The organism is Rathayibacter tritici, assembly GCF_001641005.1.
Taxonomy (GTDB): domain Bacteria; phylum Actinomycetota; class Actinomycetes; order Actinomycetales; family Microbacteriaceae; genus Rathayibacter; species Rathayibacter tritici.
The window spans coordinates 2,865,241-2,882,834 of the sequence record NZ_CP015515.1 but is presented as its reverse complement, the minus strand read 5'-3'; the positions used below and the strand labels follow the sequence as shown (position 1 = coordinate 2,882,834).

Below are 17,594 nucleotides of genomic sequence, written 5' to 3'. Positions count from 1 at the left end.
CCGCCTCCGCAGCGGCTGCGCGCGTCACCCCCTCTCCTCGTGCCCCGCCCCGCCCCCCACCGCTGCATCCGCCGCGGGCGCGGCCGTCCGCAGCCACCCCAGATCCCCCGCCTCCGTGTTCATCGCGATCACGTCGGGCCGCCCCGATCCATAGCGGATGATCGACACCGACGCCGGTCCCACGCTGAGCCGCTGGAAGAGGTCGAGGTGCATCCCGAGGGCGTCCGCGAGGATCGCCTTGATGGTGTCGCCGTGACTGACCGCAGTCCACACCGCTCCTGCCCCGTGCTCCTGCGCCACTGTCGCGTCGTGCCGACGGATCGCCGACACGGCCCGAGCCTGCATCGCCAGCATCGCTTCGCCGCCGGGGAACACCACTGCCGAGGGCTGGTTCTGCACCGTCGCCCAGAGCGGCTCCGTCGCGAGGTCGCGGAGCGAGCGCCCCGACCAGTCGCCGTAGTCGCACTCGGTGATACCCCTGTCGATCACGATGGGCGGAGGCGTCGCCTGCCGGTCGAGCACGAAGCGGGTGGTCTGTCGGCAGCGTTCCAGCGGGCTCGACAGCACGGAGGCGAGATCGAGGGCCGCCAGCCGCTCGCCCGTGCGCGCCGCCTGCGTCCGGCCGACGTCGTCGAGCCGCACTCCGGCGGTGCGTCCGGCGAGAATCCCCGCGGTGTTCGCGGTGGTGCGTCCGTGCCGGACGAGGAGGAGGGTGGGCATACTGCCAGCGTAGGTGGGTCGCCGGCTGCGGGGACGCCGCGTTGGGGATGCCGTGTCTCCTCCGATGGGCGGACGCCCTGGCTGCAACGGTTGCCTAGGCTGGGGGAGCGGCCGCCCACCGCGGCCCGGAAGGGACTCCCATGGACGGAACGACGCCCCCCGGCATTCCCCAGGACGGCACGGACACCCAGCTCACCGCACCCGAGCGCCACGACTCCGCAGCCCCCGCCTGGGCTGCTCCGGATGCCTCCGGTCGCCACGGCGAGGTCGCCCTGCGGATCCGCGGCCTGCGCAAGCGCTTCGGCGACAAGGAGGCCGTGAAGGACATCGACCTCGACGTCCCCGCCGGCTCCTTCTTCGGCCTCGTCGGCCCCAACGGAGCGGGCAAGACGACGACCCTCTCGATGGCCACGGCCCTCCTCCGCCCCGACAGTGGCGTCGTCACCATCCACGAGGTCGACGTCTGGAAGGACACCCTCGCAGCGAAGCGGCTGATCGGTGTCCTCGCCGACGGCGTCAAGCTGTTCGACCGCCTCACCGGAGTGCAGCTCGTCACCTACTACGGCCTGCTCTGCGGGCTGGAGCGGGGGGTCGTCGTCGAGCGGACGGGTGATCTCCTCGCGCTGCTCGGCCTCGATCCGGCCGACCGCACCCTCGTCGTCGATTACTCCGCGGGCATGACCAAGAAGATCGCGCTCGCCTGCGCACTCGTGCGCGCCCCGCGCCTCCTGGTGCTCGACGAGCCGTTCGAATCGGTCGATCCGGTGTCTGCGGCGAACATCCGCGACATCCTCACCGGCTTCGTCGCCTCGGGCGGCACCGTGATCGTCTCGTCTCACTCGATGGACCTCGTCGAGCGGATGTGCGACCGGGTCGCCGTCATCGCCGACGGTCGCGTACTCGCCTCCGGCACCCTCGAGGAGGTCCGCGCCGGCTCCAGCCTCGAGGAGCGTTTCGTCGAGCTGGTCGGCGGCCGCACCCACCAGGAGGGACCGGCATGGTTGCGCATCTCCTGAGGCTGCGGCTGCTCCTGCTGCGCAACGCGCTGACGCGCAACGTCTGGCAGCTGATCGGCGTCGTCCTCGGCGGGCTGTACGCGATCGGGGTGCTCGGTCTGGTCGCGGCCGGGCTGATCGCGCTGGGAGGGACGGATCCGGCGTTCGCGAGCGTCGCGATCGTCCTCGGCGGCTCCGCGCTGATCCTGGGCTGGGTGCTCGGGCCGATCTTCGTCTCCGGCTCCGACCAGAGCCTGGACCTGCCCACCCTCGCAACGTTCCCGATCCCGCTGCGGACCCTCCTGCTCGGGCTCGCCGCCGCGGGTCTCGCCGGCATTCCGGGCGTCGTGACCGCGCTCGGCGCGCTCGTGTCCGCCGCCGCCTGGTGGAGTCGGCCGATCGGCATCCTGCCCGGCCTCGTCGCGGCCGTGATCGGCGTCGCGACCTGCGTGGTCGCCTCCCGGCTCATCGGCGCGCTCACCACGGGTCTGGGTTCGAGCCGCCGCTACCGGGAGGTGGTCGGCGGCGTCGTGCTCGTGGTCGTCATCCTGCTCGGTCCGCTTTTCGTCGGCCTGACGACCGTGATCCGCGACGGTCTCGACGTCCTCCCCGTCATCGCGAACGCCCTCGGCTGGTCGCCGCTCGGCGCGATCTGGGCCGTCCCCGGCTCCGTCGTCGCGGGCGACGGGGTCGCGGCGATCGCGCGTCTGCTGATCGGGCTCGCGACCCTCGCCGTCCTCGTCTGGGCCTGGGCGCGGGCGCTGCGCCATGCTCTCGCCGAGCCGGCCGCGTCGGGCGCGCACTCCGCCTCCGGATCCGCGGGGCTGGGCCTGTTCGGCCGCTTCCCCGGCACTCCGACCGGCGCCGTCGCCGCCCGAGCGCTCGGCTACTGGTGGCGTGACCCGCGCTACAGCCGCGGCCTGCTCGTCATCCCTGCCGTGGTGGTGCTCGCGGTCTTCTACTCCGCGATCGGCAGTGGCGGCGACACCTTCGTGCTGCTCTCGGCTGTGCTCGTCGGCCTGATCTTCGGCGTGACTCTCTGCGCCGACGTGTCCTACGACGGCACCGCCTGGGCGGCGCACGTCAGCTCCGGAGTGACGGGGTCGGCCGACCGCGCCGGTCGCGTCCTCGCCGCCGCGATCATCGGCGTCCCGGCGGTGATCGTCGTGGCGGTGGGCACCGCGCTGTACGCGGGGCGTGCCGACGCGATCCCGGCCGTGCTGGGGATGGCGCTGGCGCTCGTGCTCAGCGGATTCGGAGTGTCGAGCGTCGCCTCGTCCCTGGTGGTCTACCCGGTGCCGGCGCCGGGGGACAGTCCGCTCAAGACGCCGCCCGGCTCGGGGATGATCTCGAGCGTGGTGATGCTGGGGAGCATGGCCGCGACCGGGCTCCTGGCGCTCCCGTCGATCGTCCTGGGCGCGATCTCGCTGATCGGCGGCGACACGACCCTCGGCCTGCTGGGGCTGGCGGCCGCCGTCGTACTCGGCGGCGTCTTCGCGCTGATCGGCGTCCGTGTTGGCGGCCGCATCGTCGATCGCCGCGCGCCCGAGCTGTTCGCCGCCCTCGTGACGATCGGCTGACGCCCGCTCCCGCCCGCTCCCGCCCGCTCCCGCCCGCTCCCGCCCGCTCCCGCCCGCTCCCGCCCGCTCCCGCCCGCTCCCGCCCGCTCCCGCGAGGATCCAAAAGTTGTCGCACTCGACCACCGAGTGCGACAACTTCTGGACACTCGCACGCCCGACCGAAGGCCTTCGCGCGCAGCGGACCGGCAGGATGAGGGGATGCGCAGCGTCGAAGTCCTCCTCGATCCGGAGTCGGACGCGCGTGTCCGCGGTCAGTGGGAGGCGCTCGAGGCGGCCGGCATCCCGAGCCTCGCGCTGCACACGTCCGACAGCAACCGCCCCCACCTCACCCTCGTCGCCGGAGCGGAGCTGACCGCCCCCGAGCCCGGCTCCCTCGGCCCGCTGCCCACGACCGTCGACCTGGGCGCCGTCCTCCTCTTCCCGCACGCCGGCCGCTTCGTCCTCGCCTGGGGCGTCGTCCGCTCACCCGCCCTCGACGCGCTGCACGCCCGCGCCACCCGCCTGATTCCGGGCGGCGTCGAGACCTCCCTACCGGACGCCTGGACCCCGCACATCAGCATCGCCCGCCGCCTGCGCGCCGAACAGCTCGGCGCGGCCGTCCCCCTCCTCGGTGAACCGTTCAGCGCAGGCCTCGCCGGCGTGCGCTTCTGGAACGGCGACACCCGCACCCTCACCGACCTCTGATCCGCGCCACCGGTGGCTCGCGCCCGAAACCTCCTCCCCAACTCCCGTCCCTCCCCTCTCTCCACAGTTCCGCCCGCTCCCGGGGCCGCGTCGGAGGCGGCGGGTAGAGTTCCCCGGGTGACAGAGCCCACCGCGACAGCCCGCCCCGCCCCGCCGCTCGCCGCCCCCGCGGCGGAGCACCGCGGCGGCGACGGGAGCGACGCGGCGAGCGGGCAGGCGAGCCGCGGGTCTGCCGAGGCGCAGGCGATCCTCGAGAAGGTCTTCGGCTACGCGTCCTTCCGCGGCGAGCAGCAGGCGATCGTCGAGCAGGTCATCGGAGGCGGCGACGCCGTCGTCCTCATGCCCACCGGCGGCGGCAAGTCGCTGTGCTACCAGATCCCCGCGATCGTCCGCCCCGGCACCGGCGTGGTCGTGTCTCCGCTCATCGCGCTGATGCAGGACCAGGTCGACGCCCTCCGTGCGAACGGCGTCCGCGCCGAGTTCCTCAACTCCACCCAGGACGCGGGCGAGCGCACCCGCGTCGAGCGCGCCTACCTCGACGGCGAGCTCGACCTGCTCTACGTCGCGCCCGAGCGGCTGGGCAACGAGGGCACCAAGCAGTTCCTCGCCCGCGGCCGGATCGCCCTCTTCGCGATCGACGAGGCGCACTGCGTCAGCCAGTGGGGCCACGACTTCCGCCCCGACTACCTCGCGCTGGGCGAGCTCGCCGAGCGCTGGCCCGACGTCCCGCGCATCGCCCTCACCGCCACCGCCACCGAGGCCACCCACCGCGAGATCACGACGCGCCTGCACCTCGGCGCCGCCCGCCACTTCGTCTCGAGCTTCGACCGCCCCAATATCCAGTACCGGATCGTCAACAAGGTCGAGCCGCGCAAGCAGCTGATCGACTTCCTGCGCCGCGAGCATGCTCACGACGCGGGCATCGTCTACGCGCTCTCGCGCAAGAGCGTCGAGGCGACGGCGGAGGCGCTGCGCTCGGCCGGCTTCGACGCGGTCGCCTACCACGCGGGCCTGGACTCCCGGGTGCGCGCCGCCGCTCAGTCGCGGTTTCTCCGTGAGGAGGGCGTGATCGTCTGCGCCACCATCGCCTTCGGCATGGGGATCGACAAGCCGGATGTGCGGTTCGTCGCGCATATCGACCTGCCCAAGTCGGTCGAGGGCTACTACCAGGAGACGGGCCGTGCGGGCCGCGACGGCCTGCCCTCCACCGCGTGGCTCGCGTACGGCCTGCAGGACGTGGTGCAGCAGCGCCGCATGATCGACGAGTCGCCGGGAGATCTGGCGCATCGCCGGCGGATGTCCGCGCACCTTGATGCGATGCTCGCCCTGTCCGAGACGGTGCAGTGCCGCCGGGTGAACCTGCTCGCGTACTTCGGCCAGGAGAGCACCGCCTGCGGCAACTGCGACACCTGCCTCGAGCCGCCCGCCTCCTGGGACGGCACCGTCGCGGCGCAGAAGTTCCTCTCGACGGTCGTCCGGCTCAAGCGCGAGCGCAACCAGCAGTTCGGCGCCGGCCACATCATCGACGTCCTCCGGGGCAAGACCACGCCGCGCACCACGCAGCACAAGCACGACGCCCTCGCCACCTGGGGCATCGGCGCCGACCTGAGCGATACCCAGTGGCGCGGAGTCGCCCGCCAGCTCCTCGCGCAGGGCCTGCTCGGGGTCAACGACGACGGCTTCGGCGCCCTCGTGATCACGCCCGCGTCCGCCTCCGTCCTCGGCGGTGAGCGGACCGTCGAGCTGCGGCAGGAGCCCGAGAAGCCCGCGCGCTCCAGCGGGTCCTCCCGCTCCGGCCGCTCCACCGTCGCCGAGCTCTCGGGCGAGGCCCAGCCCCTGTTCGAGCGGCTGCGGGAGTGGCGCGCCGCACAGGCGCGCGCGCAATCCGTCCCCGCCTACATCGTCTTCAACGACGCAACCCTCCGCGAGATCGCGACGACCGAGCCGGCCTCGATGGACGCGCTCAGCATCATCGGCGGCGTCGGCCAGAAGAAGCTGCTCACCTACGGTGAGGCCGTGCTCGCCGTCGTCGCGGGCGAGACTCCCGAGATCGCCGTCCCCCAGGCCGGTGAGGAGGCTCCCGCTCCCCGCCGCACCCCAGCCGGCCGTGGCGGCTCCCCGCGCTCCGGGGGCGGGAAGCCCTCGTTCGGCCGCGAGTCGGCCGGTCCGCCGGTGTCCGCAGCGCAGCCGCCGCAGGACGACTGGGTGCCGCCGGACGAGCCCGACTGGGAGCCTGGCTGGGACAGCTACTGACCGGCGGACTGGCCCCTACTGACCGGCGGACTTGCCCGACTGCCCCGCGAACGCGCCCCCACTGGCCCGCGTTCTGACCGCAGTCCGGGCTCGGCCCTCGCCGCCGACCGCGCCGCCGCACCAGCAGGAGACGAGCGACGCAACGTCAGCTGAGACGCCCCCTCATCCACCATCGTCGATGAGAACCCCTCCCAGCTGACGTTGTGTCGGCCACCCGGCGCGGGGAGCCCCCGGCTCGGATCCAGCTCCGCGGCAGGGCGACGGGCATGGCGAGGAGTGCCTCGAAGCCGGAGAGGAGCAGCAGCGCGAGAGTCGCCACTCCGTCGCGCAGGATCTCGCGCCCGGCCGCGCCGTCGGCCGCCGCTGCCGGCCGCACCCTCCAGCGGTCCCGGACCTTCGGGTTCCGACGGCGACGCATCCCGGTCGGCGTCAGCCACGAATACGGGTAGGGTCGGCGGTCCGTCCACGCACTGTCCGCAGATCACTGAAACCGGGGGGGATCCAGCCGCATGCCGCCGCGGCACGGACGGCGGGGTCGCGGTCAGCCCTGCTGCGAGCCGAGCGGCCGAGATCGCGGCGAAGAAGCCGCCTGGTCAGTTCCGACAACGCGCTTGCGCCTGCGCCCGGCTGCGTTTGTGTCCCGGCGACGGAACGTTTCCGCCGCGCCGCCGCGCGACCTACCGTGCGAGGACCGCCTGCGCTGCCGCGCCCGTCGGCGCCCCCCGCACCGCGAGCGGCCCGATCCGAAGACGGTCGAAGGGACACGAACATTATGGTCAGCACCGCTCCCCACCCCCGCTCCGCCGCCGACGCCGCCGACCGGGCAGCGACCGGGCGCACGCGGCCCCGGCGCTCCCGCTCCGGCTCGATCGCGACGACGTCACCGGTCGACTCCCTCGGCTCCGAGGTTGACGCCCGCCTCGACGAGGACGGAGTCCCCGCCGTCGACGTCGCCGCTCTCGGCGAGATCCTGCTCGGCGCCTGGCGCGAGCAGCGCCTCGCCAGCCGGGCCCTGACGGCTCGCCCCGAGCTGCACCGCACCGACGGCCTTCCGATGACAGAGCACCGTCTGCGCGTCTCGGAGCAGATGCGGGTCCTCGCGGCCGAGGGCGGCGTGCACCGCGCCTTCCCGGTTGATCTCGGCGGAGAGGCGGACCACGGCGGGAATGTCGCCGGCTTCGAGGAGCTGGTCACCGCCGATCCCTCGCTCCAGATCAAGTCTGGCGTGCAGTGGGGTCTGTTCGGAGCCGCGGTGCTGCACCTGGGCACGCGCCCGCACCACGAGAAGTGGCTGCCGGGCATCATGAGCCTCGACATCCCGGGCGCCTTCGCGATGACCGAGACCGGGCACGGCTCCGACGTCGCCTCGATCGCCACGACCGCCACCTACGAGGACGGCGAGTTCGTGCTGCGGACCCCGTTCCGCGCGGCCTGGAAGGATTACCTCGGCAATGCGGCGGTCGACGGACGCGCGGCGGTCGTCTTCGCCCAGCTGGTCACGCACGGCGTGAACCACGGCGTGCACGCCTTCTTCGTCCCGATCCGTGACGAGCAGGGCGTGTTTCTGCCCGGAGTCGGCGGCGAGGACGACGGACTCAAGGGCGGGCTGAACGGAATCGACAACGGCCGCCTGCACTTCGACGGTGTCCGCGTCCCGCGGGAGAACCTGCTCAACCGCTACGGCGACGTCGCCGCGGACGGCACCTACTCCTCGCCGATCGCGAGCCCGGGCCGCCGCTTCTTCACGATGCTCGGCACCCTCGTGCAGGGCCGCGTCTCGCTCGACGGCGCCTCGGTCGCCGCCGCGAAGATCGCGCTCACCATCGCCATCACGTACGGCGACCAGCGCCGCCAGTTCACCGGCGGGGGCGAGCGGGAGGAGGTGCTGCTCGACTACCAGCGGCACCAGCGCCGCCTCCTGCCGCGCCTGGCCACGACCTACGCCGCGGGGTTCGCGCACGAGAAGCTGCTGCGGGCGTTCGACGAGGTCTTCTCGGGCGCGAACGACACCGAGCAGTCGCGCCAGGACCTCGAGACCCTGGCCGCCGGCCTCAAAGCGCTCTCGACCTGGCACGCTCTCGACACACTCCAGGAGGCACGGGAGGCCTGCGGCGGCGCCGGGTTCCTTGCCGAGAACCGGCTCACTCAGCTGCGCGCCGACCTCGACGTCTACGCCACCTTCGAGGGTGACAACACCGTGCTGCTCCAGCTCGTCGCCAAGCGGCTGCTCACCGATGTCGGCCGCCGCTTCAAGGATGCGCAGCCGACCGAGCTGGCGCGTTATGCCGCCTCGCAGGTCGCGGAGGCCACGGTCGACACCTCCGGATTGCGGCGTCTGGCTCAGGTGGTCGCGGACCGCGGATCGACGGCCCGCTCGGTCGGCCAGCTGCGGGACGATCAGCGCGAGCTGCTTACCGGCCGGGTCGAAAGCATGGTCGCGGGGATCGCCTCACGGCTGCGTCCGGCGTCGAAGCTGCCCGCGGATGAGGCCGCACGCCTGTTCAACGCGCACCAGAGCGAGCTGATCGACGCGGCCCGCGCGCATGCGGAGCTGCTGCAGTGGGAGGCGTTCACGCAGGCGCTCGCCGGCATCGAGGACGCGGGGACCCGCACCGTCCTCACCTGGCTCCGCGACCTCTTCGGGCTCGGCCTGATCGAGAAGCACCTTGACTGGTACCTGATCCACGGCCGCCTGTCCTCGCAGCGAGCGGTTGCGGTGACGTCCTACATCGACCGCCTGCTGGTCCGCATCCGTCCGCACGCCGCTGACCTGGTCGCCGCGTTCGGCTACGGACCCGAGCACGTGCGCGCCGCGATCGCGACCGGCGCCGAGGCGACGCGCCAGGAGGAAGCGCACGCCTGGTACGCCGCCGCCCGCACCGCCGGCACCCTCCCCACCCCCGAGAAGCGCCGCTGACCCCTCCCCGCGAGATGCCACTTACGCGCGCGACACGCCGGTCGAGGCCCGCGTAAGTGGCATCTCGCGGGAGGGGTCAGGGCGCGAGGAAGGCCAGGGCCTGGTCGCGCTCGGCGCGCAGTTCGAGCACGGACTCGTCGATCCTCGCGCGCGAGTGGGCGTCGATCTCGAGGCCCTCGATGATCCGCCACTCGCCGTCGACGGAGCGCACCGGGAACGAGGAGATCAGCCCCTCCTCCACGCCGTAGGACCCGTCGGACTCGACGGCGGCCGAGGTCCAGGAGGTGCCGTCGACCCAGTCGCGCACGTGGTCGATCGCGGCGGAGGCGGCGGACGCGGCGGACGACGCTCCGCGGACCTCGATGATCTCGGCGCCGCGCTTGGCGACCCGCGGCTCGAACTCCCCGTGCAGCCACTCGGCGTCGACCAGCTCGGTCACGGGGCGCCCGTCGAGGGTGGCATGGGTCGCATCGGGGTACTGGGAGGCGGAGTGGTTGCCCCAGATCGCGACGCCCTGGATCGAGTCCACCGGCGCGTCGAGTGTCGCGGCGAGCTGCGCCACGGCGCGGTTGTGGTCAAGGCGGGTCATCGCGGTGAAGCGACCGGCCGGGATGTCCGGGGCGCTGCGCCGCGCGATCCACGCGTTGGTGTTGGCCGGGTTGCCGACGACCAGCACGCGGATGTCGGAGGCGGCGTGCGCGTTCAGCGCGGCCCCCTGCGGGCCGAAGATGCCCGCGTTCGCGGCGAGCAGGTCAGCGCGCTCCATGCCTGCGCTGCGCGGGCGCGCGCCCACCAGGAGGGCGACGTTCGCGCCGTCGAACGCGGTGGCCGGATCGTCGGTCGCCTCGATGCCGCGGAGGAGAGGGAACGCGCCGTCCTGCAGTTCGAGGGCCGTGCCCGCGGCGGCGCGGAGGCCCGACGGGATCTCGAGCAGGTTCAGCCGGACGGGCGTATCCGGTCCGAGGAGCTGGCCGGAGGCGATGCGGAAGAGGAGCGCGTAGCCGATGGCACCTCCTGCTCCCGTGACTGTGACTGTGACCGGAGTGCGCTGCTGACTCATGGCGCCGAGCGTATTCCTGCCGCCTGCACGGCGGGGGAGAGATCCCCCTCCGCAGCCGCCACCGTCGACTCGCGCAGCACGAGCCGGTTGCGCAGCAGCAGGTGCGGCTCCTGCACCGCCCCGCCGCCGATGAGTGTCATCACTGCTCGAGCCGCCGCGCGCCCCACGCGGTGCAGCGGCTGCCGGACGGTGGTCAGGGCCGGCACGATCCGGGACGCGCCCGGCACGTCGTCGTAGCCGACCACCGAGAGCTGCTCGGGCACGGCGATCCCGAGCGTCCGCGCCGCCTCGATCACCGCGATCGCCGAGGCGTCGTTGGCGGCGAAGACCGCGCTGGGCCGCTCGGGCAGTGCCAGGAGCTCCCGGGCCGCGATGAGTGCGGGGTCGTGCCGGTAGTAGCCCACCCGCACCAGCGCCGGGTCGTAGGCGAGTCCGGCGTCGGCGAGTGCCCGCTGGTAGCCGGCTCCCCGACGGTGCGACGACTCCAGGCCGGGGCGGCCGGCGATGTGGCCGATGCGCCGGTGTCCGAGCCCGATCAGGTGGCGCATCGCGAGCAGCGCACCGCCGAAGTCGTCGGTCGCCACCGAGGGCAGCTCCGTCTGTGCGGTGAGCGGATCGACGACCACCAGCGGCAGGGAGCAGGAGGGGATCACGGAGGAGGGGGTCACCAGGATCGCCCCCTCGGCCCGCGCGTCGGCGAGGCGCCGCAGGGAGTCGAGCTCCCATCCGCTCGTCTCGCGGTGGCTCGCTCCGCTGCTTGCGATCACGTCGAAGCGGGTGCCGTGAAGGGCTGCGGCGACTCCCTGCAGCACCTCGGTGCTGAACGGCTCGAAGTCGCCCAACAGCACTCCGATCAACCCTGGCCGCTCGGGCATCGGCGGGGTCGGCTCCCGGACCGCCGGCGCTGCTCCTGTGGACATCGTCGTCCCCCTCGTCGTTCCCCTCCGGCCGCCACAGCGGGGCCACGACGAGGGGGCGTGCCGTTCTGTCGCGTCGGAATGCGTCCTTGCAATCGGGAATGTTCCCGGTAACATTGCCCGCAAGACTAGCTGAGCGAACACTCAGCGGTCGACTGCGACGAATGCCGGGACAGCCTCCCTCCCCTCACCGCTGAGGGGATCGAGAGCTGGAGTCCGAGTGGCCACGCTGTGGAAGCCGCCACGCACGGACCGCCCTGTTCTTTCTCGCGCGCCTCGTGCGCTGGTGGCGATCACTTCGCTGCTCCGATGCTGCGCGCGCCGCCCTCTGTCGCGGCCTCAACGCCGCCCCCCACTGCGCCTTGCGCGCTCGACCTGATCGGCGACGGTGCCGATCGAGGAGGACCACCATGACCCTGCGACGCATCTCCCGCCCCGCCCTGCTCGCCCGCACGGGCGTCGCCCTCACCGGCTGCCTCCTTCTCAGCGGTGTCGCCGCCGCGGCGGCGTTCGCCGATACCGAGCTCGGCGCGGACGACGTCGACGTGAACGTCAGCATCGCCGAGCTGGAGCAGCCGGGCGTCCTCGCGATGTCCGTCGCCGGATCGACGGCCGACCTGACCGAGACCGGCTCCACTCCCACGATCCGGCAGTTCACCGGGCAGCTGCCCACCGTGACCGTCACCGACACTCGCACCGCCGACGAGATCCCGGACGACGCCGGCTGGTACGTCCTCGGCTCGGCGAGCGCCTTCACCGGCGACGGCGACCAGGACGAGATCACGGCCGATCACCTCGGCTGGACGCCCGCGCTCGTCGACGGCGGCGAGTCCGGGCTCGTCTCGGAGGGCGACCCGGTCGAGACGGTTCTGGACGAGGGCGCCGATGCCGTCGGCCTCGCCGATCAGGAGCTGCTCGCCCTCGCGCTCGACTCGCAGGAGACCGCGACCGACGGCTCGTGGAGCGTCACCGCCGGACTCACCCTGAAGACCGAGGCCGACGTCGCACCCGGCGACTACTCCTCCGTCCTGACCCTCTCCCTCTTCGAATGATCACCCTGCGCACGGTTGCTGCGGCGACGGTCGGCGCGCTGCTCGCGGCGGGGATGCTGGCGGCCCCCGCGGGCGCGGCCGAACCGTGGTCGCCGAAGCCCTCGTCCACCTCGACCGACCGCGGTGACGGCACCTACTCCGTGCCGCTGCTCAACGCGGACGTCCCGGACGTCTCGGTCGAACGCGTGCCCGCCTCCGAGAACGACGAGGGCCGCGACATCTACTACATGATCAGCACCACGATGCACCTGAGCCCGGGCGCTCCGATCATGAAGTCGTACGACCTGGTCAACTGGGAGATCGTCAACTACGTCTTCGATCGGCTCGAGATCGGCGACCGGTTCTCGCTCCGCAACGGGCAGAACTCCTACGGCAACGGCCAGTGGGCCTCGTCGCTGCGGTACCACGACGGCCGCTACTACGCGGTCTTCAACACCAACAACCTCGGTGGCTCGTATCTCTACTCCACCGACGACATCGAGGACGGAGCCTGGACGCGCGTCGCCCTCGGCCGCGCCTTCCACGACCCGTCGCTCTTCTTCGATGACGCCAACGGCGGCACTCCGTACATCTTCTACGGCTCCGGATCGACCAGTGCCGTGAAGCTGAGCGAGGACCTCACGACCGTCGTCGCGGAGTACCCGAACATCCTCCGCACCACCGACTACCCGGGCGCCGCCTACCTCGGCGGGCTGTTCGAGGGCGCGCAGGTGCAGTACATCGACGGGCAGTACTACATCGTGATCATCACCTGGCCCTCTGGCCAGGGCCGCCAGGTGGCACTGTTCCGTTCCTCCGAGCTGCTGGGCCGCTACGCGACCGCCGACGGCAGCAACCCCTACGAGGGCAAGGGCGTGCTGAACTCCAGCGGGTTCGCCCAGGGGAGCCTGGTGCCGATCGCGAAGGAGGACGGCTCGACCGCCTGGCACGGCATGTTCTTCCGCGACAGCTTCCCGACGGGCCGCATCCCGGGTCTGATCCCGGCGACCTGGAAGGACGGCTGGCCGACCTTCGGCACGAACGGCTCGGTGCCGGTGGGCGGAAGCTTCCCGAAGCCGATCCGCCTCAGCGCCGAGGAGGAGCTGTTCGAGCGGCAGAAGAGCATCGTCGTCTCGGACGACTTCGACAACGACGCCCCGGCGAAGGCATACCAGGACGAGTCGTGGACGATCCCGCCCGCGCCGGCCTACGACTCGTCGCTGCTCGGCGTGCAGCTGCTGCAGAACCCGGGGGCGGAGTCGGGGACGGCGCCGTGGGCCGGCCAATTCGGCGCGACGCTCTCGGCCCACACGACCGACCCAGCGTCGGGGACCGCCGCGCTCCGCGTGGGCACCCGCACCCTCAACGGTTCGGGCCCGAACCAGCTGCTCGCGCAGAAGATGCAGCGCGGCGTGACCTACACCGTGTCCGCGAAGGTGAAGTACACGACCGGCCCCGCGTCGATCCGCTTCAACCTCTGCGCCGACTTCGGCTCCGGCCCGGTGACGATGGCCTCGGCCGCGGTCGCGCAGGGTCAGTGGACGACGATCACGGGGACCTACACGGTGCCCGAGACCGCGAATGTCGCCAGCGTGAAGTTCGCCGTCGAGACGCCGTGGGGTAACCCGCAGCCGGCGTCCTCGAGCGTGGACTACCTGCTCGACGACGTCTCGCTCGTGGGAGCCGCGCCCACCCTCGAGCGCCCGACCGCGGCCGAGATCGAGCCCAACGGCTCGCACCTCGCCCTGCCCTGGCAGTGGAACCACGCCCCCGACAACCGCTACTGGTCGCTGACCGAGCGCGAGGGCTGGCTCCGCCTCACCAACGGGAAGGTGCTCACCGGCACGGCCGCGCACACCCGCCTCTCGGGCTCGCCCGAGCTGACGTACCTGGAGGAGGCGCGCAACACGCTCTCCCAGCGCATCGTCGCGCCGAAGCAGTCGGCGGAGGCGGCGTTCGACGTCTCCGGCATGAAGGACGGTGACGTCGCCGGGCTCGCGGCCTACAACCGCGGCTTCTCGTACGTCGCCGTGAAGCGCGTCGACGGCGTGAACACCGTGGGCGTCGTGAATCGCAGCCAGCCGTTCGCGACGACCTTCGACCAGGCGGCCGTCGAGTCATTCCTCGCCGGAACCACTGCCGCGCTGGGGGACGCCTCGCAGGTGCGCCTCAAGGCCGACCTCGAGCTCTCGGCCCCGGCCGGGCAGCTGTGGACTACCTTCTCCTACAGCCTCGACGGGAAGAGCTGGACGAAGCTCGGCTCCCGCGTCGGCCCGCAGACCCTCGACGGACAGCTCACGCACTTCATGGGTCACCGCCTCGGGCTGTTCAGCTACGCCACGACGACGGCCGGCGGCCATGTCGACGTCGACGAATTCCTCCTCAGCGACACCCTCTCCTCCGAGGGGAAGGCGCTGGACCGCTCGCAGCTCGACGCGGCGATCGCCCACGCGGCGACCCTCCGCGGCGGCGATTACCCGGCCGACGCCTGGTCCGACCTCCAGTCGGTCCTCGCGAAGGCGCAGGCCGTCAGCACCGCGGGATCGCAGAACCAGATCGACGCCCCGGAGCGCGCGCTCAGCTACCAGCTGGCCCGCCTCGGCACGCTGAAGGGGGCGTCGCTCGACGTCACCGCGGCGGCCGCGACCCGCTGCATCGCCGGGAAGGTCGTCGTGACCGTCCGGGCGACCAACGCCGACGACGTGCCCGTCGCCCTGCGGATGCAGAGCGCCTCCGGCACGAAGACAGTCGCCGCCCTCGCCCCGGGTGCCACGACGAGCCACGCCTTCAGCACGCGTGCCGCCTCGGTGCCCGCGGCCGACGTGGTGGTGACCGCGACCGCCACGGTCGACGGCGAGTCCGTCACAACCGAGGTACGAGCACCCCACCCGGCCGCCTCGTGCGGCTGAGATCCCCGGGGGCGGCCCGCGCGGCCGCCCCCGGCCCCGAACCCGTCGGCGGCACTCGTCGTCGATCTCCTGCACGACACGATCAAGGAGGATCCGTGAGAACACACGTAGACACCGCTCCACAGGGGCGGTTGCGGCTCAGACTGCTGGCCACGGCCGCGCTGACCGCACTGCTGGTGGCGCCGTTCGCCGCCCAGACCTCGACAGCGGCCGAGACGGAGCTCGTCGTCAACGGCGGTTTCGAGAACGGCACCGCGAGCTGGTTCGTGAACAACGGCAACGCCGCCGACTCCGGAGTCATCGCCACCACGGCGGACGCCCGCACCGGCGCTGCGGCCGCGAAGGTCAGCTCCCGCACCACCACCGGATCCGGGGCGATGCAGGACCTCAGCGGCAAGGTCGTCGCCGGGCAGACCTATCAGGTGAAGGCGCAGATCAAGTACGACGCCGCCGCGAGCCCCGCGACCAAGCAGTTCTTCGCCACCATGCACTACGGCGGAGGCTCGTACACGAACCTCGCGAGCGTCACCGCGACGAAGGGCCAGTGGGCCACGATCAGCGGATCGTTCACCGTTCCTGCCGGTCAGAGCGTCGCCACCACGCGACTCTTCTTCGAGACGCCGTGGACGGCGACTCCGTCCGCGGCTCCCGAGACGCACCTGATGGACTACACCCTCGACGACGTGTCACTGGTCGGAGCGGCACCGCCCGCGCCCGCCTCGCGCACGATCGAGGTCGTCGGCAAGCTGCCGGGCGATCACAACCCGCTCATCGGCTGGAAGTTCGGAGCCGACGGCTTCGGCTTCGTCGAGAACGGCCGCGTGTACATGTACATGACGAACGACACCCAGGGCTACTCGCCGGATCCGGCTACCGGCGTTTCGGCGGGGATCGACTACGGCAAGATCAACCAGATCACCGTGATCTCCTCGGATGACCTCGTCAACTGGACCGATCACGGCGAGATCCAGGTCGCCGGCTCCTCCGGAGTCGCTCCCTTCACGGGCAACTCGTGGGCACCGGGCATGGCCAAGAAAACCGTGAACGGAGTCGAGAAGTACTTCCTCTACTACGCCAACGGCGGCGGCTCCAGCAACGTGATCACCGGTGACTCGCCCGTGGGCCCGTGGACCAGCCAGCGCACCTCCACGCTCATCAACGCGTCCACTCCGGGCGCCGAGGACGTCGCGTGGAAGTTCGACCCGGCTCCGCTGGTCGATGACGACGGACAGGGCTATCTGTTCTTCGGAGGCGGACCCGCCTCGACCGCGCTCCCCGCGGCCGAGCGCTTCAACAACCCGAAGAACATCCGCGTCATCCAGCTCGGTGACGACATGATCTCGACCGAGGGCACCTCCGCGGTCGTGGATGCGCCCGTCGCCTTCGAGGCGGCTCAGGTCTTCGAGCGCGAGGGCAAGTACTACCTCTCCTACTCCTCGCACTTCGGCGGCAACGACTTCGGCGGCAATCAGACCCGCGTGCCCGGCTATCCGGGCGGCGGTGAGATCGGCTACATGATCTCGGACGACCCGATGTCGTGGCCCAAGGAGGCGTACGCCGGCGTGATGTTCCCGAACCAGAGCCAGTTCTTCGGAGCAGGCACCGGCGGCAACAACCACCAGTCGGTCTTCGAGCTGGGCGGCAAGTACTACTTCACCTATCACGCTCCCACCCTCAACAAGCGGATCAACGGGAACACCACCCAGGGGTACCGCAGCCCGCACATCCAGGAGCTGCAGTTCACGGCCGACGGCACGGTGCAGCAGGTGGTCGGCGACTACAAGGGCGTCGACCAGGTGAAGGACTTCGATCCGTACCGCACCTTCCCCGCCGAGACCATCGGCTGGAGTAAGGGCATCGCCACCGCGCCGGTGGGCACCCCCACGGCCGGAGCGACGCAGAACCTGGTGCTGAAGGACCTCGACAACGGCGACTGGACCGCCCTCTCGGCCGTCGACTTCGGCGACACCGGAGCGGCGACGTTCACCGCTCGCGCCAAGGCTCTGCAGGCCGGCGGCTCCATCACGATGCGCCTCGACTCCGAGACCGGACCCGTCGCGGGCACCGTCGCGGTGACCGGGACGACCGGCGAATGGACCGACGTCAGCGCCGCGCTGACCGGGGCGACCGGAGTGCACGACGTGTACTTCAGCTACTCCGGACCCACCGGTGACCTGTTCGAGCTCGACACCTTCGCCTTCACCGAGGGCGAGGCCGCGCCGGCGCTCGAGGTCACGGCCGCCGCCGCCACCCGCTGCATCGTGGGCAAGGCGATCCTCACCGTGCAGGCGACCAACCAGTCGGACGAGACGGTGTCGGTCACGATGACCTCGCCGTACGGCACGAAGACGGTCGCCTCGGTGGCCGCCGGCAAGACCGTGTCGCACGCCTTCACCACCCGTCAGGCCGACCTGGCCGCCGGTGCGGTGACGGTCGCCGCCTCCGCGACGATCGAGGGGAAGGCTGTCTCCACGCAGGTGAGCGCACCGTACGCGGCACGCCCCTGCTCGTAACGGGCTGAGCATCTC

The 17,594-nt window shown here is 71.9% G+C and carries 11 protein-coding genes; 8 read left to right on the top strand and 3 right to left on the bottom strand.

The window, feature by feature from the left end:
- Positions 1-24: 24 nt before the first annotated feature.
- Positions 25-720: a histidine phosphatase family protein gene (locus A6122_RS13080; protein WP_068255722.1), complete on the bottom strand. Its 696-nt coding sequence runs from the start codon at positions 718-720 to the stop codon at positions 25-27.
- A gap of 140 nt (positions 721-860) precedes the next feature.
- On the opposite strand from A6122_RS13080, the gene A6122_RS13075 reads away from it, so the two are divergent.
- The 5 genes from A6122_RS13075 to A6122_RS13055 all read left to right on the top strand — a co-directional run bounded on the left by A6122_RS13075 (position 861) and on the right by A6122_RS13055 (position 9,149).
- Complete coding sequence (locus A6122_RS13075; protein ID WP_084416065.1) at positions 861-1,736, top strand: ABC transporter ATP-binding protein; 876 nt, start codon at positions 861-863, stop codon at positions 1,734-1,736.
- A complete protein-coding gene (locus A6122_RS13070; RefSeq protein WP_068255720.1) occupies positions 1,718-3,295 on the top strand; it encodes a hypothetical protein in 1,578 nt (525 codons plus the stop codon). The genes A6122_RS13075 and A6122_RS13070 overlap by 19 nt, the downstream gene beginning before the upstream one ends.
- A gap of 198 nt (positions 3,296-3,493) precedes the next feature.
- Complete coding sequence (locus tag A6122_RS13065) at positions 3,494-3,979, top strand: 2'-5' RNA ligase family protein (protein ID WP_068255718.1); 486 nt, start codon at positions 3,494-3,496, stop codon at positions 3,977-3,979.
- 117 nt (positions 3,980-4,096) lie between these two features.
- Positions 4,097-6,232 carry a DNA helicase RecQ gene (recQ, locus tag A6122_RS13060; protein WP_104261807.1) on the top strand — a complete coding sequence of 712 codons (2,136 nt, stop codon included), beginning with the start codon at positions 4,097-4,099 and terminating at the stop codon, positions 6,230-6,232.
- Between the two features lie 772 nt (positions 6,233-7,004).
- Positions 7,005-9,149, top strand: a complete 2,145-nt coding sequence (locus A6122_RS13055; protein WP_084416063.1) for an acyl-CoA dehydrogenase family protein — start codon at positions 7,005-7,007, stop codon at positions 9,147-9,149.
- Positions 9,150-9,225: 76 nt separating this feature from the next.
- Here A6122_RS13055 and A6122_RS13050 read toward each other — a convergent pair whose 3' ends face one another.
- Positions 9,226-10,209 (bottom strand): malate dehydrogenase, encoded by a 984-nt coding sequence (locus tag A6122_RS13050; RefSeq protein ID WP_068255710.1) that lies wholly within the window; start codon positions 10,207-10,209, stop codon positions 9,226-9,228.
- Positions 10,206-11,129 (bottom strand): substrate-binding domain-containing protein, encoded by a 924-nt coding sequence (locus A6122_RS13045; protein ID WP_167542390.1) that lies wholly within the window; start codon positions 11,127-11,129, stop codon positions 10,206-10,208. Before A6122_RS13045 ends, A6122_RS13050 begins: the two co-directional genes overlap by 4 nt.
- Before the next feature lie 407 nt (positions 11,130-11,536).
- On the opposite strand from A6122_RS13045, the gene A6122_RS13040 reads away from it, so the two are divergent.
- The 3 genes from A6122_RS13040 (at position 11,537) to A6122_RS13030 (ending at position 17,579) form a co-directional block, all read left to right on the top strand.
- A complete protein-coding gene (locus tag A6122_RS13040) occupies positions 11,537-12,178 on the top strand; it encodes a hypothetical protein (RefSeq protein WP_208855027.1) in 642 nt (213 codons plus the stop codon).
- On the top strand, positions 12,175-15,066 hold the full coding sequence (locus A6122_RS13035) for a family 43 glycosylhydrolase (RefSeq protein ID WP_068255705.1): 2,892 nt from the start codon (positions 12,175-12,177) through the stop codon (positions 15,064-15,066). The genes A6122_RS13040 and A6122_RS13035 overlap by 4 nt, the downstream gene beginning before the upstream one ends.
- A 95-nt stretch (positions 15,067-15,161) precedes the next feature.
- On the top strand, positions 15,162-17,579 hold the full coding sequence (locus A6122_RS13030; RefSeq protein ID WP_068255704.1) for a family 43 glycosylhydrolase: 2,418 nt from the start codon (positions 15,162-15,164) through the stop codon (positions 17,577-17,579).
- Positions 17,580-17,594 lie beyond the last annotated feature (15 nt).